The sequence below is a fragment of the Bacillus sp. FSL M7-0307 genome, from assembly GCF_038627835.1.
GTDB lineage: Bacteria > Bacillota > Bacilli > Bacillales > Bacillaceae > Bacillus > Bacillus altitudinis.
Genome location: NZ_CP152023.1, coordinates 2,864,593 through 2,880,746 on the forward strand (window position 1 = coordinate 2,864,593; position 16,154 = coordinate 2,880,746).

14 protein-coding genes are annotated in these 16,154 nt (G+C 41.6%); 1 reads left to right on the forward strand and 13 read right to left on the reverse strand.

What is annotated here, in order from left to right; all coding sequences use genetic code 11:
- Window positions 1-110: 110 nt before the first annotated feature.
- The 8 genes from MHI41_RS14775 to MHI41_RS14810 all read right to left on the reverse strand — a co-directional run bounded on the left by MHI41_RS14775 (window position 111) and on the right by MHI41_RS14810 (window position 5,126).
- A complete protein-coding gene (locus MHI41_RS14775; protein WP_007500472.1) occupies window positions 111-1,580 on the reverse strand; it encodes a nicotinate phosphoribosyltransferase in 1,470 nt (489 codons plus the stop codon).
- Between the two features lie 17 nt (window positions 1,581-1,597).
- Window positions 1,598-2,149 (reverse strand): isochorismatase family cysteine hydrolase, encoded by a 552-nt coding sequence (locus tag MHI41_RS14780; RefSeq protein ID WP_272511068.1) that lies wholly within the window; start codon window positions 2,147-2,149, stop codon window positions 1,598-1,600.
- A gap of 60 nt (window positions 2,150-2,209) precedes the next feature.
- Window positions 2,210-2,617 carry a YueI family protein gene (locus tag MHI41_RS14785; protein ID WP_272511069.1) on the reverse strand — a complete coding sequence of 136 codons (408 nt, stop codon included), beginning with the start codon at window positions 2,615-2,617 and terminating at the stop codon, window positions 2,210-2,212.
- 27 nt (window positions 2,618-2,644) lie between these two features.
- The gene (locus tag MHI41_RS14790; RefSeq protein ID WP_008345876.1) at window positions 2,645-2,893 is read right to left on the reverse strand and encodes a YueH family protein; all 249 of its coding nucleotides are present in this window, start codon (window positions 2,891-2,893) and stop codon (window positions 2,645-2,647) included.
- Between the two features lie 94 nt (window positions 2,894-2,987).
- Window positions 2,988-3,209, reverse strand: coding sequence for a spore germination protein (locus tag MHI41_RS14795; protein ID WP_008345878.1), 222 nt, complete (start codon window positions 3,207-3,209; stop codon window positions 2,988-2,990).
- Between the two features lie 102 nt (window positions 3,210-3,311).
- On the reverse strand, window positions 3,312-3,533 hold the full coding sequence (locus MHI41_RS14800) for a spore germination protein (protein WP_008345880.1): 222 nt from the start codon (window positions 3,531-3,533) through the stop codon (window positions 3,312-3,314).
- A gap of 68 nt (window positions 3,534-3,601) precedes the next feature.
- Window positions 3,602-4,705, reverse strand: coding sequence for an AI-2E family transporter (locus MHI41_RS14805; protein WP_008345881.1), 1,104 nt, complete (start codon window positions 4,703-4,705; stop codon window positions 3,602-3,604).
- A gap of 184 nt (window positions 4,706-4,889) precedes the next feature.
- Window positions 4,890-5,126, reverse strand: a complete 237-nt coding sequence (locus MHI41_RS14810; protein WP_003213721.1) for a YuzF family protein — start codon at window positions 5,124-5,126, stop codon at window positions 4,890-4,892.
- A 180-nt stretch (window positions 5,127-5,306) separates the two neighbouring features.
- On the opposite strand from MHI41_RS14810, the gene MHI41_RS14815 reads away from it, so the two are divergent.
- Window positions 5,307-6,791 carry an alpha/beta hydrolase gene (locus MHI41_RS14815; RefSeq protein ID WP_336619517.1) on the forward strand — a complete coding sequence of 495 codons (1,485 nt, stop codon included), beginning with the start codon at window positions 5,307-5,309 and terminating at the stop codon, window positions 6,789-6,791.
- On the opposite strand, the gene MHI41_RS14820 is transcribed toward MHI41_RS14815, so the two are convergent.
- The 5 genes from MHI41_RS14820 to essC form a co-directional block, all read right to left on the reverse strand.
- A complete protein-coding gene (locus MHI41_RS14820; RefSeq protein ID WP_007500462.1) occupies window positions 6,788-7,321 on the reverse strand; it encodes an HD domain-containing protein in 534 nt (177 codons plus the stop codon). The genes MHI41_RS14815 and MHI41_RS14820 overlap by 4 nt on opposite strands.
- Before the next feature lie 144 nt (window positions 7,322-7,465).
- Entirely contained in the window at window positions 7,466-8,209 is a 744-nt protein-coding gene (locus MHI41_RS14825) for a (S)-benzoin forming benzil reductase (RefSeq protein ID WP_073412615.1), read from the reverse strand.
- Window positions 8,210-8,306: 97 nt separating this feature from the next.
- On the reverse strand, window positions 8,307-8,804 hold the full coding sequence (gene essA / locus MHI41_RS14830) for a type VII secretion protein EssA (RefSeq protein WP_041091830.1): 498 nt from the start codon (window positions 8,802-8,804) through the stop codon (window positions 8,307-8,309).
- Window positions 8,785-11,682 (reverse strand): type VII secretion protein EsaA, encoded by a 2,898-nt coding sequence (gene esaA, locus MHI41_RS14835; RefSeq protein WP_342494273.1) that lies wholly within the window; start codon window positions 11,680-11,682, stop codon window positions 8,785-8,787. The genes essA and esaA overlap by 20 nt, the downstream gene beginning before the upstream one ends.
- Entirely contained in the window at window positions 11,679-16,154 is a 4,476-nt protein-coding gene (gene essC, locus MHI41_RS14840; RefSeq protein WP_342494274.1) for a type VII secretion protein EssC, read from the reverse strand. The genes esaA and essC overlap by 4 nt, the downstream gene beginning before the upstream one ends.

Consider the following 16,154-nt stretch of genomic DNA (forward strand, 5'->3'; position numbering starts at 1 on the left):
AACAAGATGTGCTTTCAGTATACCAAATGATTGCCCATAAGGTTCATTTTGAATCGTCCAACATTAAAAAAAGAGACCATCTGGCTTGATGATCTCCTTTCCCGGGGTAATCAGCTTTCATAAAGCTCTTTTTTGATTTTATTTTTCACATCATGGATAAACTGCATCTTATTATCCCAGCATTTTTGACTCAAATCGACTGGGTATTCTTCTGGTTTGCTGATTCGTTTGTATTCCTCCCAGAAGAGTCCGAGACTGTCCTGCACATATGCTTGAATCGTTTGGATATCTGGATTATCATACACCAGCTTCCCTTGTTCAAAAATTGGGACATGAAGGTCCTTTGCCACAAAATTTGTCACGAATTTGCTGATAAATGTATGAACTGGATGGAACATTTTCAGCTTATCTTCACTTTGAACATCTTCTTCTTCAAGGGCAATGTAGTCTCCCTCAGAGTGATGATTCAATTGATTGATAATGCGATACACTCGTTTACGGCCTGGTGTTGTCACTTTCTCTGGGTTAGAAGAAATTTTGATCGTGTCATTCATCTGACCGTTTTCTTCAATCGATACAAGCTTATATACAGCACCAAGAGCTGGCTGATCGAATGCGGTAATTAGTTTCGTTCCAACACCCCATACATCAATTTTTGCACCTTGTGCTTTTAAGTTCATAATGGTGTGTTCATCAAGATCGCTTGATGCAATGACTTTTGCGTCATGGAATCCAGCTTCATCCAGCATCGTTCTCGCCTTTTTAGACAAGTAGGCAAGGTCTCCGCTATCAAGTCTGACTCCAATAAAGTTGATTTTGTCTCCGAATTCTTTTGCTACCTTAATCGCATTTGGAATGCCTGATCTGACCGTATCATATGTATCCACTAAAAAGACACAGTCTGTATGTGTTTCGGCATATTTTCTAAATGCAGTATATTCGTCGCGATATGCTTGTACAAGGGCATGGGCATGTGTGCCTGATACGGGAATATTGAAGCGTTTCCCTGCACGGACATTACTTGTTGCCTGAAATCCGCCGATCAGTGCTGCTCTTGCTCCCCACATGGCTGCATCCATTTCATGGGCACGTCTTGTTCCGAATTCTAATGCTGTCTCATCTTCAATGATTCCTTTAATACGAGCCGCCTTTGTTGCAATTAGCGTCTGGAAGTTCACGATGTTGAGCAGTGCCGTTTCAATTAGCTGCGCTTCAACAAGTGTTGCCTCGATGCGCATAATAGGTTCATTCGCAAAGACAATTTCTCCTTCTCTCATTGAATGAAGTGTCCCTGTAAATGACAATCCGCTTAAGTATTCAATGAAATCGCTTTTATAACCGAGTTCATCTTTTAAATATGCAAGGTCGCTCTCGGTGAAGGAGAAGTCCGATAAATATTCAATCGCTTTCTCTAAACCAGCAAATACAGCGAAGCCGTTGTCAAATGGAAGCTTTCTAAAGAAGAGTTCGAAGACTGCCTTCTTCTCATGAATGCCGTCTCTCCAATACGTTTCTGCCATGTTAATTTGATAAAGATCTGTATGTAGTGATAAACTGTCGTCAATAAACCGATGCTCCAACTTCCATTCTCCTTCCCTTACTTAACCACTTTCGCACCAAGCGTATGCTCAAAGTGAGAAAGTGCCCACTCGTGCCCCGCTTCATTAAAACTCGCCACGGCATTCTCATGAATCACAAGTTCAAAGCCTTTATTGTACGCATCAACAGCTGTATGAAGTACACAAATATCGGTACACACTCCGGCTAGGTGAAGTTCAGTGATGCCACGCTCGCGCAGTTTCATTTCTAATTGAGTGCCTGCAAAAGCAGAGTATCTTGTTTTTTCCATATAATAGACATGTTTTAAATGTGTTGACGTGTGAAATAGTGAACTTAGTTTTCCGTAAAGTTCAATTCCTTCTGTCCCGCGAATATTATGGGGCGGAAATAACTTTGTCTCTGGATGATATGGATCTTGCTCTTCATGATGATCGACGGCAAAAACAACAAAGTGTCCTTCATCAATAAATAAAGAAGTGATCTCTGTGATCTTCGACTCAATCGCCTGTCCAGGCTTTCCGCACGTCAGTTTTCCATCGTCTGCAACAAAATCAACTGTATAATCAATACAAATCAATGCTTTGCCCATCCGCATCTCTCCCATATGCTCTTTTGAATCATTATAGCTTATTCATTTCACTAGGGAAACCTATTCAACAGATTCACGAGAAAAAGCTTTTTGAAAAAGCTCATCTTCTATATAGATGTGCTCTTGATTGATCGCATGCGGCACCTCTATCACAAGCCCAAAAGGTGAATGTGACTCGTGATGGTTGACCACTTTAAAAGAACAACTAGCGGCATTTGCCATTTTGACATATGGAGAATAAGAAGCATATGACAATTCACCATTTAAAAGAACAGTGGCCTCTCGGTTTGCCTTCAATACTTGCTCTACCTCTTGATACGGTTTATGTCTCGATACTTGCCCTTTTGTCAGAGCGAGAAGAGCACGTTCTCTTAATGAGCCGAGAAACATTCTTCGTTCATCGGGTTTTGTTTCAGCATGTCCAAATATCCCTTGCTGCAAATAAAAGTCTACGGATTCTTCTTTCATTGCTGTGTTCACTCCTGGTTTCTGAATTTACATTTCTGTGACCCAGTGCACAATTTTTTGTGCGAGTTCACGGGCTTCGTCTATTTCTACTCTTTTGTTTAAAGATTGTTCTAGTGCTTGCTCAAGCTGCGTTTTTTCGTCTTCATACGCGATAGAAATACTCCATTCCATATCAGGTACAGCGACAAGCGTTTTATATTCTTTTTTATTTTCATGTAAATATACATTGTAGGTTGTTGGTTGCCCGCTTGTCAGATGCGCTTTTCTTATTTTCATTTGATGTGTTTTACCCCCCTTTTCTTCTTCCTTCTTCTATCCATTGTACCATAAAAAAAGACAGCTTCTGAAAAGGAGACCCTTTCAAAGCTGGCTATGCGTTAAAGCTCTTTTGCTGGCTGATCAGGTTTGAATCCCAAACAAATGTGACGTTCGGATTGTTGAAGAATTGAACAAAGTCTCCTGCATTATAGGTGCCTGAACCACCAGCGGAATGATCCACACTTTTTGGCGAAATGGCAAACACATCGCCGAAATGTGCAGAACCGTTTCCTATGACACGGTCAATATGAATGGGTCCAACAATTGCTGGCATCTTTCCACCACCTTTACTACCCTCATCATATGCCTAGCGGAACAATACGTGTCTATCCAACATAAAAAAGACAGCTGATATGTCGTATGATCAGCTGTCTTTCTATGCATTAAATGATTGAGGCTGGCCAAACAGTGTAAAGTCCCAAAGCATGGTGGCATTCGGATCGCTTGTCAGGGACATATAATCACCTGAATTAAAAGCTCCCGCTCCACCGGTCGAGTGATCTACAGCCAAAGGGGCAATGGCGAGAACGTCACCAAAAGTAGCCGAGCCGTTTCCGCCTAAAGACTCAATATGAATGGGTCCAACAATCGCAGGCATCTTCCTTCTCCTCCCTATTCGCTTATGTGAGTTATGTTATGCAAAAAGGGAAAAGTTGTGCATCTGCCCTAAACGTTTAAATGCTGTTCTTTTCGAGAGCGCTGACGCAGCTGAACCAATCTGACAATATTGAGTGTGATGGCTTTAAGCAGCGCATAGACAGGGACGGCAAAAATCATGCCAAGGATTCCGCCAAAACTTCCTGCCCCAATTAATAGCAAGATAATTGTTAACGGATGTGTGTTGAGACGTTTTCCAATGATCAATGGAGAAATGACGTTTCCATCGATCTGCTGAACAACTAGAATGACAATAACAGTCACAACCGCTTTTCCAGGCGAATCAAGAAAAGCAATGAGCACAGCTGGTGCCGCACCAAGATATGGCCCAAGATATGGAATGACGTTTGTCACCGCAATAATGATGCCGAGAATGAGTGCATATTTCACACCAATTAATAAGTATCCGATAAAACAAGCAACTCCGACAAATAAACAAACAACGATTTGCCCTTGTATGTAAGCAGCAAGCGTATCGTTTAATTCTTTAAAAATCTTCAATCCTTCCTTACGGTAAGGCATTGGCAAAAATTGAACGAGCTTGTCCGGAAACTTATGCCCGTCTTTTAGCATGTAAAATAAAATGAATGGAACGGTAATGACTGCGAGGGCAATATTCGCAATCACGCCAAACACCGCCGACATACTTGAAGCAATATTTTCCGGTAAATCTTTTAATGTCGAAACGATCGACTGTTCAAACTTCGAAACAGACACATAATCTTGGTTCATCATCCATGTAAATGTTTTAGAATGCGAGAAGTCATTAATAAATTTCTGCATGTCCGTGACATACCCCGGGAAGCTTTTGACAAGTCCACCCACCTGCGTGACAATGACAGGTCCAGCAGCATTGACAACAAACGTGATAAGCCCGATGAATAGGAGATAAATAATCAGAATGGCGAGCGTCCTAGGTATCTTCTTCGACAAAAATCGAACAATCGGATTAAAGATGAAAAAGAGAATACCTGCCAGTAAAATAGGAACAAACAACGTTGAAGCAAATAAAATGATCGGCTGAAATAAAAATGAAACTTTTGTTGATACATACACAATCAGTAAAACCAGTAATATTTGGAATGTCCAAAAATGAACTTTAGATTTTAACAAAGATGCTCCTCCTGTTACGTATTGACCTTATTAAAAAACTACTATTCAACCCACCTTCTGTCAACTGCTTCTTGTTTTAGAACCATATTTTTTGAAAAAAAAAGAACAATTGGTATATCATGCACTTTTTCCAGATATACATTCTGTAAGCATTGAAAAAAGCAGACATCTGTGCGTCTGCTTGTTACACTCTTTCACTGTGATCAGGCATCACCGACACGATTTGCTGGATCCGCACATAAAACACTGATTTTGCCCCCGCCTCAATCACAATATGATCCGGCATCACTTCCTTCAATTTTCCACGTACTGTATCTTTCACTGTTTGAACAATCAATCTCATACCGACTACTTTCTGCAATGTTTGATAAACATATGGATCAACTAATGAAACAAGCTGTGGACTTCCTTGTTGTGCCATGCTACCTGCCCCTTTACTTGTGTATTTACCCACAGCGTATGCAATGACCCATGTGAGTGTCACTCAGCAAACCTACAACATTATTACCGTATTTTTACATTCCATATTTTTTTACAATTTTTAGAAGTATAATAGATTGGTGCTGCCAACATCTTAAATTATTTGAAGAGGTGAATGATCTTGAAAAAATTAATCTGTATCGTTGCTGTCATGCTCTTACTATCCTCTGCAAGTTATGCGCACGCAGGCACAATTGGAGATGCACCTGGTACACCAGGGAAGTGGTTTAAAGGCGAAGAACCGGTACAAAAAGACCTGTCAAAACCCCCACTTGTTTTTGTTCATGGCATAAACAGTTCTTCCTCCACATGGTCTGATCGAAACGATATGGCAAAACAAGCTGTTCTGAACGGATACGAAAGCGCGTTCATAGATTTGTATCCAGATCAGGACATGAAAAAGAATGGGAAACTATTAGCAGAAAAGTTAAAAGAAATCTATGAATTTTTCGGCAGAAAACTGATAGTAATCGGTCATAGTAAAGGCGGAGTGGATACGCAGGCTGCACTCGTGTATTACAACGCTCATCCATTTGTAGAGAAAGTCATCACACTTGGCTCTCCACATTATGGGACGCCGCTTGCGGATTTAGCCTATAGCAAAGGCGGAAGCTGGCTTGCGCAAATCCTTGGACAAAAGAGCGACGCGCTCTATTCTCTGCAAACCGGGATGATGGCAGCTTTTCGAAGTGAAACCGACCGGCTGGAGACGTTTCCTCATAAATATGTGACCTATTCTGGTTCAGATTGGGGAACCTTTGGCGGAGTGCTTTATTTAGGCGGCATGTATTTAAAAAGCTTTGGTGCAAACGATGGCGCTGTGACGGTCAGCAGCACAAAGCTAGCATATGCAAACAATATTTTAACAGGAAAGTGGGATCACTTTTCGATCAAAAACGGCACAAGCATGTTCCCCGTATTTCAGGCACAGCTGCATGCAAGTACCGCAAGCGCTGAAAGTGAAGACGAACAAGAGCAAGAACCAGTCTCTTCAGAGCTAAATACAAACGTTTATGTGAAAGGTGGAGAAAGTGAAAAGGATAAAACAGAAGCGTTCTATGTAGAGGAAGGAACGAATGGCCTATCGATTCAATGGTTAAATGAAAGAGAGGAAGTCAATCCAGAAATCGTTGCACCAAATGGCGATATCTTAACCAATTTGACGACATCCGAAGCATCATTCCCATATGAAGGCGCCTATTCACACCATGTACAAATCAATAAACCCGTTCCAGGAAAATGGACGATTCGATCAAATTCATTAAAAAAGGATCCTTATTTGCTACTTGTATCCTTTGATTCACCATTGAATGAAGAAATCAAAATCGTTGCAGCGAAATCAGGAGATGCATCGACACATTCGAGCAAGCTGATTAAACGATTAAGCAAAACTGTAGAGACCACATATTTTAAAGATGCCGAGAAGGATCATCCACTGAAAACGAGCTCTTCATCAGCCGTTCAATTGAAAAAAGAAGGTGCTTATTCCGTCACGGTCCATTACTCAGGCCTCACTGCATCAGGAACATCGGCATTTAACCGTACTGTGATCCGAACATTGTATGTGGATCAGCACGGAACGATTCATGGAGATATTCCATATTAAACAGAGCGTTTCATGGGCTGAAGCGCCTGCTGCACCTTCTCATCCAAATCAGCAATTTTTTTGAGCGCAAGTGATTCATCTATTTGTCTGTAATGATGGTGTCCACCAGGCTCTTCGTCCATTTCATCTGCTTTCTTCACAATTTGCTGGAGTGTGTCCTTATGCAGGTCGCCCTCTGGCAAATATGAATCTGTGTGAAGCAAAATCGCAAGGGCAATCTCTTTGGCTGCTTTTGGTTCCTCGCCGAGCCGTATGAGCAGTTTATGTGCCCGCTCTGCCCCTTTAATGGCATGAATATCATTCCGTCTATATGTCTCGTAATCCCATTCTCCGCCTGCTGTATACCATTCATAGTGGCCGATGTCATGCAAGAGTGCTGCTTTCACAGCAAGATCCGGGTTAATCCCCGCCTGCATCGCCAGTTTGAATGCGTGATAAGCACAAGCAATGGCGTGGGCTTTTCCTGAACGATTTAAATATTTTTGAGCGACTGGATGGGTGTAAACATCCATTAATGTAACCTTTCTCATGGAAACCCCTCCTTATCTATATTTTTAGCATCCTAACATATTCTGAAAAGAAACTCAAATGTTCTGTCATATTTCCGATGAGTCTCAAGTTTAGCTTATGCTCGATAAGCTGTCTTTGCTTGTACAATACGAAAAAAGCAGCCGTTATGACTGCTTTTTTTCATACTCACGGGCATCATATACACAACCACCAGCTGGGTCATCTGCTAGAAGGTCGAGTAAAATACCGGCCACTTCATCTGGGCTCTTTAGCGTACCTGTTTCATGTAATTGCTGAAACCGTTCAATTTGTTCAAAGTCCTGTTTGGAGGATTTCCGAATCTCTCCCTGCATATCCGTATCAATCGTACCGGGTGAAAAGGAAAACGTGGTGACAGGATAAGCTTCGTCCTGCTGTTCCTCATGTAAAGTCCTCATAAACATATCAAGCCCTGCTTTTGAGCTGCAATAGGCACTCCATCCTTTGTACGGATTTTTAGCTGCTCCAGAAGAAAGATGCACGATGGTTTTCTTCCCTTCAAGAGATTGTGTCTCTCTCACAAACACGTGACTGAGCAAAACAGGGATGACAAGGTTCAGCGTATAATGCTGATGAAGCGTATCTTCTCCGCCTTGCCCTGCACGTTTGATAGGAGTGACCATTCCTGCATTATTGACAAGCAAGACGTCATCAGCGTCTGCGAGAGTTTGCGAGGACAAGATGCCCTGAAGCCACTTTGCAGCCGATTCCTCATCAGTGAGATCGACCTGTGAATGCGTGAGGTGTGGATGGGATATTGGCGACTCACTTCTTGCAGCGGTGTACACGTTATCCCCGCGTGAAAGTAGCTGTTTGACAAGTGCTAAACCAAATCCTTTTGATCCGCCTGTGACGATTGAAATTCGAATGACAATCTCCTCCCTTAATAATACTATTTTAAATAGTGAATCGGTATCACATCAAGCAATCTGCATAAAGAAAAGCCTGCCCTTTTCAAAAGGCAGGCTATTTCTTTTCCGTCTTCACATTCACCTTTGGAATCAGAATGATCATGACAATGATGCCAAAGGCGATCAAGATGCCAAAAATGATTGGCAGAAGCGCCGATCTCTGCTTTTCATGATCATCGCCAGAAGGAGTTGATACAGCCGAATCGCTGAAAGAGATATTCATCTCTTTCATCATACGAGCTGGCGTTTTAGGCGGATTTTCTTTCAGATCACTAAAAATTTGCGGCGAAAGTTGACCACCAGAGGTCTTAGGCGGGTCAGCAAAGTGAATGTCCGTTTTAACTTTAGATGTTGTTTTGCTTTGTTCGTATTTCGTTTGATCCCTCAATATACTCGAATTAATATTGAGGTTCTTTTCTTGATATTCATTCGGCTTGACATTCGTATCCGTATCTTCACCTGTAGCAGCAAAAGCAGCAGGACTGAGGAGAAAAAGGGATATGACACCAAGTGCCATCCCTTTGACGAATAGATTAAGCCTCATGAGTGACATCACGTTCCTCTGTTTTGTCTTTCCATAGCTTCTTCACTAGTGGAATGACCATGAACAATATCGTTAAAATCAGTAGCCCTGTGATGCCCATACCGAAGTTGTCTCCATTTCCATATTGGATGGACAGATACACGTCTGTCACTGGATTTGTAAAATGGAAGTTTGGCATGACCAAATCAATTAACGGTGCAACAAAGAAGAAAATAAGCGCCGTTGCTGCCATCCATCCGGCAATTGAACCGAAAAGGAAAGCTGTGCGAATAAAGGCAGAGCATGCCACTAGCAGCAAAATCGTAAAGATCGACCATTGAATGGCTTGGTCATCAGCTAGTTTGTAAATGTTGAGTCCAAACAGGCTGATCATGAGCCCGACTAGCAGATTTAAAATACCAAACAATGCACCTTTGACCAGCATTGGCGCTGACGCATAGTACGAGCTAAAAAAGCCAATCAACAAACTGCTGATCATGACAATAACCAAAATGACTACTGGCGGTACAGTCTGCGTTTTTTCTTCAGGCACATCGCCGCTAATTTTCAGTGGATTGGCTAAATGGTTATACACATAGTTGCTGTTGCCTTGATCGTCTAAAGTGTTTCCTAAAATACCCTTCAAATCTTGTTGAACAAGCTTCGTAGAATTGACATTCTTGCTCCAGTTTTCGTTCAGCGTATCCGCTTTTTCTTGAACGGTTGTGACACTTTCTTCGATATTATTCGTATAATCTGCCACCCCTTTTTGACGGTCAGTTAACGAACTCATATTTTCAGAAAGACGAAGCACTTCCTGACCAATTGAATCCTGTGCACTCACAACAATCGAACTGCCCGCAAGGTCCGCCGTATACACCGCATCTCCTTGATCAGCCATTTGTTCAGCTACTGTGTCCGCACTTTCAGAAATGGCATTTAACTCCTGTTCCATGCTTGCCTGCTGAGTCGAAATGTATTCTGCGTAGCCATCTGAGAACTTTTGCATCTCATCAATAAAGGTAGACACATCATCATTTGACGTCAGCATTTGATTTTTGAGTGTATCCCAGTTTTCCGTTTCTTCTTTTTTGATGGAAAGGATGGACTGGATTTCATCTCCTTTTGTGTCTAGTAGAGATGAATTGTTTGTTGGTTGATATAGGTTCCCAAGCATCATCTCTAGCTGAGACAGTTGATTGGAGTATTCCATTAATTTTTTAGTATTTGTTGATTTTGTTTCAAACTTTTTCTCAAAAAGATTATCTTTAAAAACTTTAACAATCGGTGAATTTCTGCTCTCTAACTCTTTTACTTTGCTCAAAATAGTTGATTCCTGATTTTTGATTTCATTTGGAATCACATTATATCGATCTTGCAACAATAGGATCGTCTTTTCAAGCTTTCCTACTTTTTCAGAAAGTCTCTCAAGCTCTTTACTCATTTGACTCACTTTGCCTTTTAATTCTTCATTATGAGCAGCAGCTTTCTCTTGAATCTTCTTTTTTACTTCTTCTAAACGAGTCGAGAGTGCTTTAAGGTCATCCTTCGATGAATTCGTGCTGCCGGTATCTGGCTGAGCAGGATTTTCATCGTTGTCACCATCTTTATCACCTTCAATAGAAGGCGGTGTCTCTTGATTTGCTAATTGATCCGCGAGATCGTTCATTTCTGTTGAAATTTGAGAGAGCTCATTTGTTTCTTCATCGAGGTTAATTCCAATCTCTTCTGGGTTTTCATTATCTTGATCTGATGGCCCGTCGTTACTGGAATCATCTGGCGATTCAGTTTCAGCCAATAGCTGTTCTCTTTTTACGTTTAGCTTCGTCAGCAAAGCTGTTATTTTATTTTTATAGTCCTCTAAGTATTGACCTTCATAATCCTTCAACAGTTCTTCTTGAGACGTCTTCACAAGTTCCTTTAATCCCGACGATTGCTTAGGGATTGCGTCTTCTCTTGCCTTTTGAACAGATTGAATTGCGCTGTCCGTTGTTTTAAGCTGACTTTGGACCCCATTGATGTCGGTTTTGAGTCCGCCCATTTGATCGCTAAAGCTGCGGGCATTTTGGTTTTGAATCTCTGCAAGCTGTTTGAGTCCTTGCTGGATTTGTTTTTTACTTGTCGATTGCGCTTTGATCAAGAGATCCTTTTGTTTGTCTTGATACTGCTGATATCGATCGACTACTTTTACGAAATCCTTCAGCTGGCTTTTCGCTTCTTCTGTTGTACTTAAACCGTCTTTATACTGCTTTTGTGAATCGGCCATCGCATTTTTTAGTTCTTCTATTTGTTTCTTCTGCTGCTGGACGGCATCAGATAGTTTGTTTGAATTTGGCTTATAGAAGTTGTACATCGTGTTTTGGAATTCGACCTCTTTGCCAACAATATGCTCAAACTCTTCTCTGACATTGCCTATTTCCTGTGATACAAAACTCCAATATAAAGTCGACATTTGTTCATTCATTTTCTTTTGAGCATTTTCTAACTCTCTTTGTACTTTTTCTTTATTCACTGCATTGAGCTGATCTTGGATTGAGAATTGGATAGATGCCTTCTCAGGATGATCCTTATCATAGCTCAGCACATTTTTAGAGAAGTCAGATGGAATATAGAGAACTGCATCGTACTTTCTATTTTTCAGTCCATTTTCTGCCGCACTTCGATTGACGACTGTCCATGTGTAATCTGGACGCTCTGATAATGCCGCCACCACATCCTGTCCGAAACGAGCGGTATTTTCACTTTCGCTCGCCCCCATATCCTCATTGACCACGGCAATGTTACGTGTGGCATTCTTTTTCTGTTTTGCCGGATCATCCCCAATGAGATGGAAAAATAGAACCGGCAAGACGAGAATCAGTATCATGGTCGACACGATTTTGATGGAGCTTTTTTGCTGCTCTGTCATTGAACACTCTTCCTTTCTACCGCACATAAAGGAACCTGGATTTTCTTCTCTTTCCCGTTTTCAACCAAATATCCGAAACCTGGCTGAATCTCTGGTTCTTGTCTTGCATACGGAAGCGGTATGATGTTTTGCTCTGATTTTTTCATCAGTAACATGGCATGACGAACCTGTTTGATTTCGTTTGTGAGTGCATCATAGCCTTTACTGAATTCGGTATGATTCCCTGATGCGATCAAGCTGAAGCCTAAGTGTGCATATGACTTCATGAAATCAGCCAATTGATCTTGAAGACGCGGGTCGATCGTCTGCTGAAAACGTGTGATGCCATCGATGACGAGCACAACTTGAGGAAATGACAGCTGATCAGTCTCCCCGCGGCGCACAGCTTCGACATACATTTCTTCTCGAACCTTAAATAAACGGTCCAGTTCCTCTGCCCATTCCGTGATATCATCCTTTGTTTCAAGATAATCAATGTTTTCTTCTTTCGCATAATGAGAAAGACCACGATCAATGGAATCAAAGACGGCCAATTTTTCTGGTGCTGCTTCTAGTAGCTGATCAAGCATCAGTTTTGTCACGTTTGTTTTCCCACGCTGCGTTTGTCCGATAATGAGGCAGTGTTTATTCTTTTTCAAATCAAAGTAAACAGGTGCCACAGATTCCTCATCCAGTCCTACTGGAATGTCATATGGCTGCTTTTGATCATCTAAACGACTCTCAAGCTCATGAGCAGTCAGCTTATCAGGAAGCATCGGCACAGGTTTTGGTTTTTCAGCTGATTCAAAGCGAGCATCTAGAAGCTGAATCTCTTGTTTTAAATGCTCAAACAATTCAAGATCATTCTCTCCTTCGACTGGCAGGAACATTTGGGCAAAATAAAGCTCTTCTTTGTTGATAATGACTCTGCCTGGAACTGGCTCTAAGCTGAATTTCGGTCTGCCAATAATGGAGTATGCCTCTCCTTGATCCATTAAGTAATGGACAATCTTTGTTTTCAAGTTGTTCATAAGCGATTGACGGACTGCATTTACACGAGTCGCTGTGATTAAGAAATAAATGCCTAACGATTGTCCATCACGGCTTAACTGAATAAATTCAGATTCGAGTTCATGCATTTCGTCTTTCACAATGTCAAAGTTGTCAATCACGATAAATATGAATGGAAGCTTTTTCTCATTCAATGCATTATACATTTTGATATGACTCATTTCCTGCTGTCTAAATAAACGCTTGCGATATTCAACCTCTTCACGCAGACGCTTCATCGACTTTTGAATCTTCCTCATTTGATCCATTAAGAAATAATCAGCCGTATGCGGAAGTTTGGCAAGCGGTAGCAAGGTGCCGTTACCGAAGTCATAAATATATGCATGCCATTCTTCAGGTGAATATCTTTCTGCGAAGCTCATAAGCAATGTTGTTGCAGCAAGTGATTTGCCATAGCCGGATGAACCGAAGATGCCAATATTTCCATCCTCCATCATTTGATAAGATAGTGGATGCTGGCTTTGCTGATCTGGCTCATCGACAAGAGCGAAATGGAAGACGTGCTCTTCACTTGATGCATAACGTGTTTTTGGAATCCGCTCTTCAAGCGGTGGAAGCCATGGACTCGGAAGCTTTTCAATTCCAAGCTCCTGCTGCATACGTTCAATTTCATCCACAACAGCGGAAATTTCCGTCACTGTCTCTTTTTTCACCGCTGGCTCTGTACTTACCCCTGATAATGGGATCAGTCCAGTGTCCGTTACAATGGCAATGTCATCTTCTGATCCATAGCCATCTTCCATATACGGTGCACCACTCCAAGCCGACTGGAATAATTCATAGATTTCATTGTTCCCCACTTGTAAATATCCACGACCTGTCACAGTAATTGACGCTGCATCACTATTTTTCAAAATTTCCTTACTGTCTGATGCATCTTGTACCTTTAATGCGACCTTAAAGCGGGAGTTACTCCAAATTTGATCATCAATGACCCCGCCGGGCTTTTGTGTCGCTAAAATGAGATGGACACCGAGACTTCGTCCAATCCGCGCGGCACTGACAAGCTCTCTAATAAAATCTGGCTCTTCACTTTTTAATTCAGCAAACTCATCAGAGATTAAGAACAAATGAGGCATCGCCTGTTCCGCCTTTTTCTCTTTATAGAGTTTCGTATAGTCATTGATATGATTCACATGATACTGATCAAACAAGCGCTGTCTTTTCTTCAGTTCACTTTTAATAGAGGCAAGCGCTCTTTCACTAAAGTTTTTGCTACCTTCAATGTTTGTGATCGTACCAAGTAAGTGCGGAATATTTCGGAACGGCTGCGCCATTCCGCCTCCTTTGTAATCAATAAGCAGGAACGCCACTTCATGCGGGTGAAAGTGTACAGCCAAGGATAAAATATACGTCTGTAAAAACTCACTTTTTCCTGATCCCGTTGTTCCTGCTAACAGACCATGTGGTCCATGTGCTTTTTCATGCAGATTCAGATCGACAATATCGTTTTTTCCTTTATAACCGATAGGCACAGATAATGACTTTGCTGTTTCAGATGTCAGCCATTTTTCACGAATGCCAATGTCATCTACCTGTTTGGCATGAAACAGGTCAAGGAAGGAGACCGTTTCTGGAATCGAGTTGGTCATCCCGACTTGATGATCTAATGTTCTTAAGGTTCTGGCAAACAGCTCATTGTCCGCTCGCTCATGTGCATCCAGCTGAAATGGAATTCGTACGGCCTTCTTATGCTGAATGAGAATATCTCCTTCTTCTTCGTTAATGTAACGAACAAGCGTTGAAATATTTTCAGCCAAGCTTTCCTTTGTTTCTGCCGCAAAGATAATTGAGATGCCTAAATCCGTCCGGCTGCCTTCTAGGTATTCTAAAATCACATGTTCCGCAATGAGTTCATGGTTTGTCACGATAAACACAAAGTGAGGCGTAAAGATTTTCTTCTCTTTTTCCTCTTCCAGATCACGCTCTCGTAAAATTTCATAAATAGAAGACAAGAGCTGATCACGTGTTTGTTCGTTATATATAAACCCTTTCCCGTATGTATGAGGAAGTTGGAAGTGCGGCAGCCATTTCATCCATTCCCAGTTCTCATACTCCTGTTCATTAAAGATAAAAACAAATCTCAAATCATGATAGCTGTGCGAGAAAGCAAGCTGGCCGACAAGCTGGTGAAGCTCATTTTTGACAATTGCTGGTTTTCCTATTAATCCGGTTGGACCGTCCGCAAGACCGAACGTAATCGGTACATCTTTTACCTCGCGATAGACGTTTTGCATATGCTGGGTTTGTTCCATTAAGTCATCGATGTCACGATTGGCCATATCGCCGCCGCTCGTCGATAATTCATAACTTGAAGGAACTGCACCTGTCCCTAGACGCAGCTGTAAAAAATCATCACTGACAAGCGTCTTTTCCCAAATACGCCCGCTGATTTCTGATGTCAAATATTTCATTTGTTCAAATGATGGATAATGATACGTTAAAATAAATTGTTGACGGTCATACAGCTCTTGTAACTCTTTCCGCTTATTTTCTAAGTAAAGAGAGTAAACGCGTTGCCGCTTCTCTTCTCGTCTTTTGCGCTGGGATTTCTCTTTAAAATATTGAACAGACGATGTAATTAACGTCATAATAAACATTGCCATCGACACGACAATAAAGATGCCTCGCGGCTGTACAAGGGCCACGATCCCCATGACAATCAGCATGACAAGCGGCGGAAGAACCACGAGCCAAAGTCCTCTGCCGTTATTTTCACTCTCCTGTGAAGGAAAGCTGAAAGACACCCGGTCATCTGGCAGATCGTAAATCAAACGTGGTGTTCGTCTATATAAAGGATATTTTTGTTTCGTTTCGGTACTCGGCGGCCTTGTTTTTTCTAAACGTGTTTGAAATGGTTCAAATGCTGTTACTTGCAATAAATCATCATCTTTCAATGACAGCGTCAAAAAGTTCCAAAACAGCTCATCTCCAGCAAGAAGCTGCTGTGGACCGTGCAGCTGTTTCCCGTTCACATAGATCGTTTCATCTTGGGGAATGACATACCAAGTGCCTTCTATTTTTTCCAACGTGAAGGATTTGGCATCTTGAAACATTGAATGAGCTTGTTCTTTCCACACATCCGCTTCATCTATTTCTTCACTTGAAATAGTCACTTCGACTCTATTTCCTAGGTAATAAATGGATTGATCATGATGTGAATCCATCAACATGAGTGTGAGTGAACCAACCTGACATGGTTCATGTGGAAGTAAGTGACCTATCTTCTTTTCGCCCTGATAAAGAGAAAAGCCATCATTCGTTTCATCTGGAGATAAACGAATCAATCCTTCATCAAACGAAAGGGAAGGAATTGTTACTGTATGCTCTATTTCAGGTCCAATCACAGCTTCCCGGTTGAACTGCTCATCTAAACGGACGGTTTGATAATCTTCCTCATAAAAAACCCATAGAAGACTCAA

Excerpts from the sequence above, each read along its gene's own strand:
- MHI41_RS14785 (WP_272511069.1), bottom strand. The coding sequence starts at position 2,617 with ATGAAAGAAGAATCCGTAGACTTTTATTTGCAGCAAGGGATATTTGGA.
- MHI41_RS14780 (WP_272511068.1), bottom strand. The coding sequence starts at position 2,149 with ATGGGCAAAGCATTGATTTGTATTGATTATACAGTTGATTTTGTTGCA.
- MHI41_RS14810 (WP_003213721.1), bottom strand. The coding sequence starts at position 5,126 with ATGGCACAACAAGGAAGTCCACAGCTTGTTTCATTAGTTGATCCATAT.
- essA (WP_041091830.1), bottom strand. The coding sequence starts at position 8,804 with ATGTCACTCATGAGGCTTAATCTATTCGTCAAAGGGATGGCACTTGGT.
- MHI41_RS14800 (WP_008345880.1), bottom strand. The coding sequence starts at position 3,533 with ATGCCTGCGATTGTTGGACCCATTCATATTGAGTCTTTAGGCGGAAAC.
- MHI41_RS14790 (WP_008345876.1), bottom strand. The coding sequence starts at position 2,893 with ATGAAAATAAGAAAAGCGCATCTGACAAGCGGGCAACCAACAACCTAC.
- MHI41_RS14820 (WP_007500462.1), bottom strand. The coding sequence starts at position 7,321 with ATGAGAAAGGTTACATTAATGGATGTTTACACCCATCCAGTCGCTCAA.
- MHI41_RS14795 (WP_008345878.1), bottom strand. The coding sequence starts at position 3,209 with ATGCCAGCAATTGTTGGACCCATTCATATTGACCGTGTCATAGGAAAC.
- esaA (WP_342494273.1), bottom strand. The coding sequence starts at position 11,682 with ATGACAGAGCAGCAAAAAAGCTCCATCAAAATCGTGTCGACCATGATA.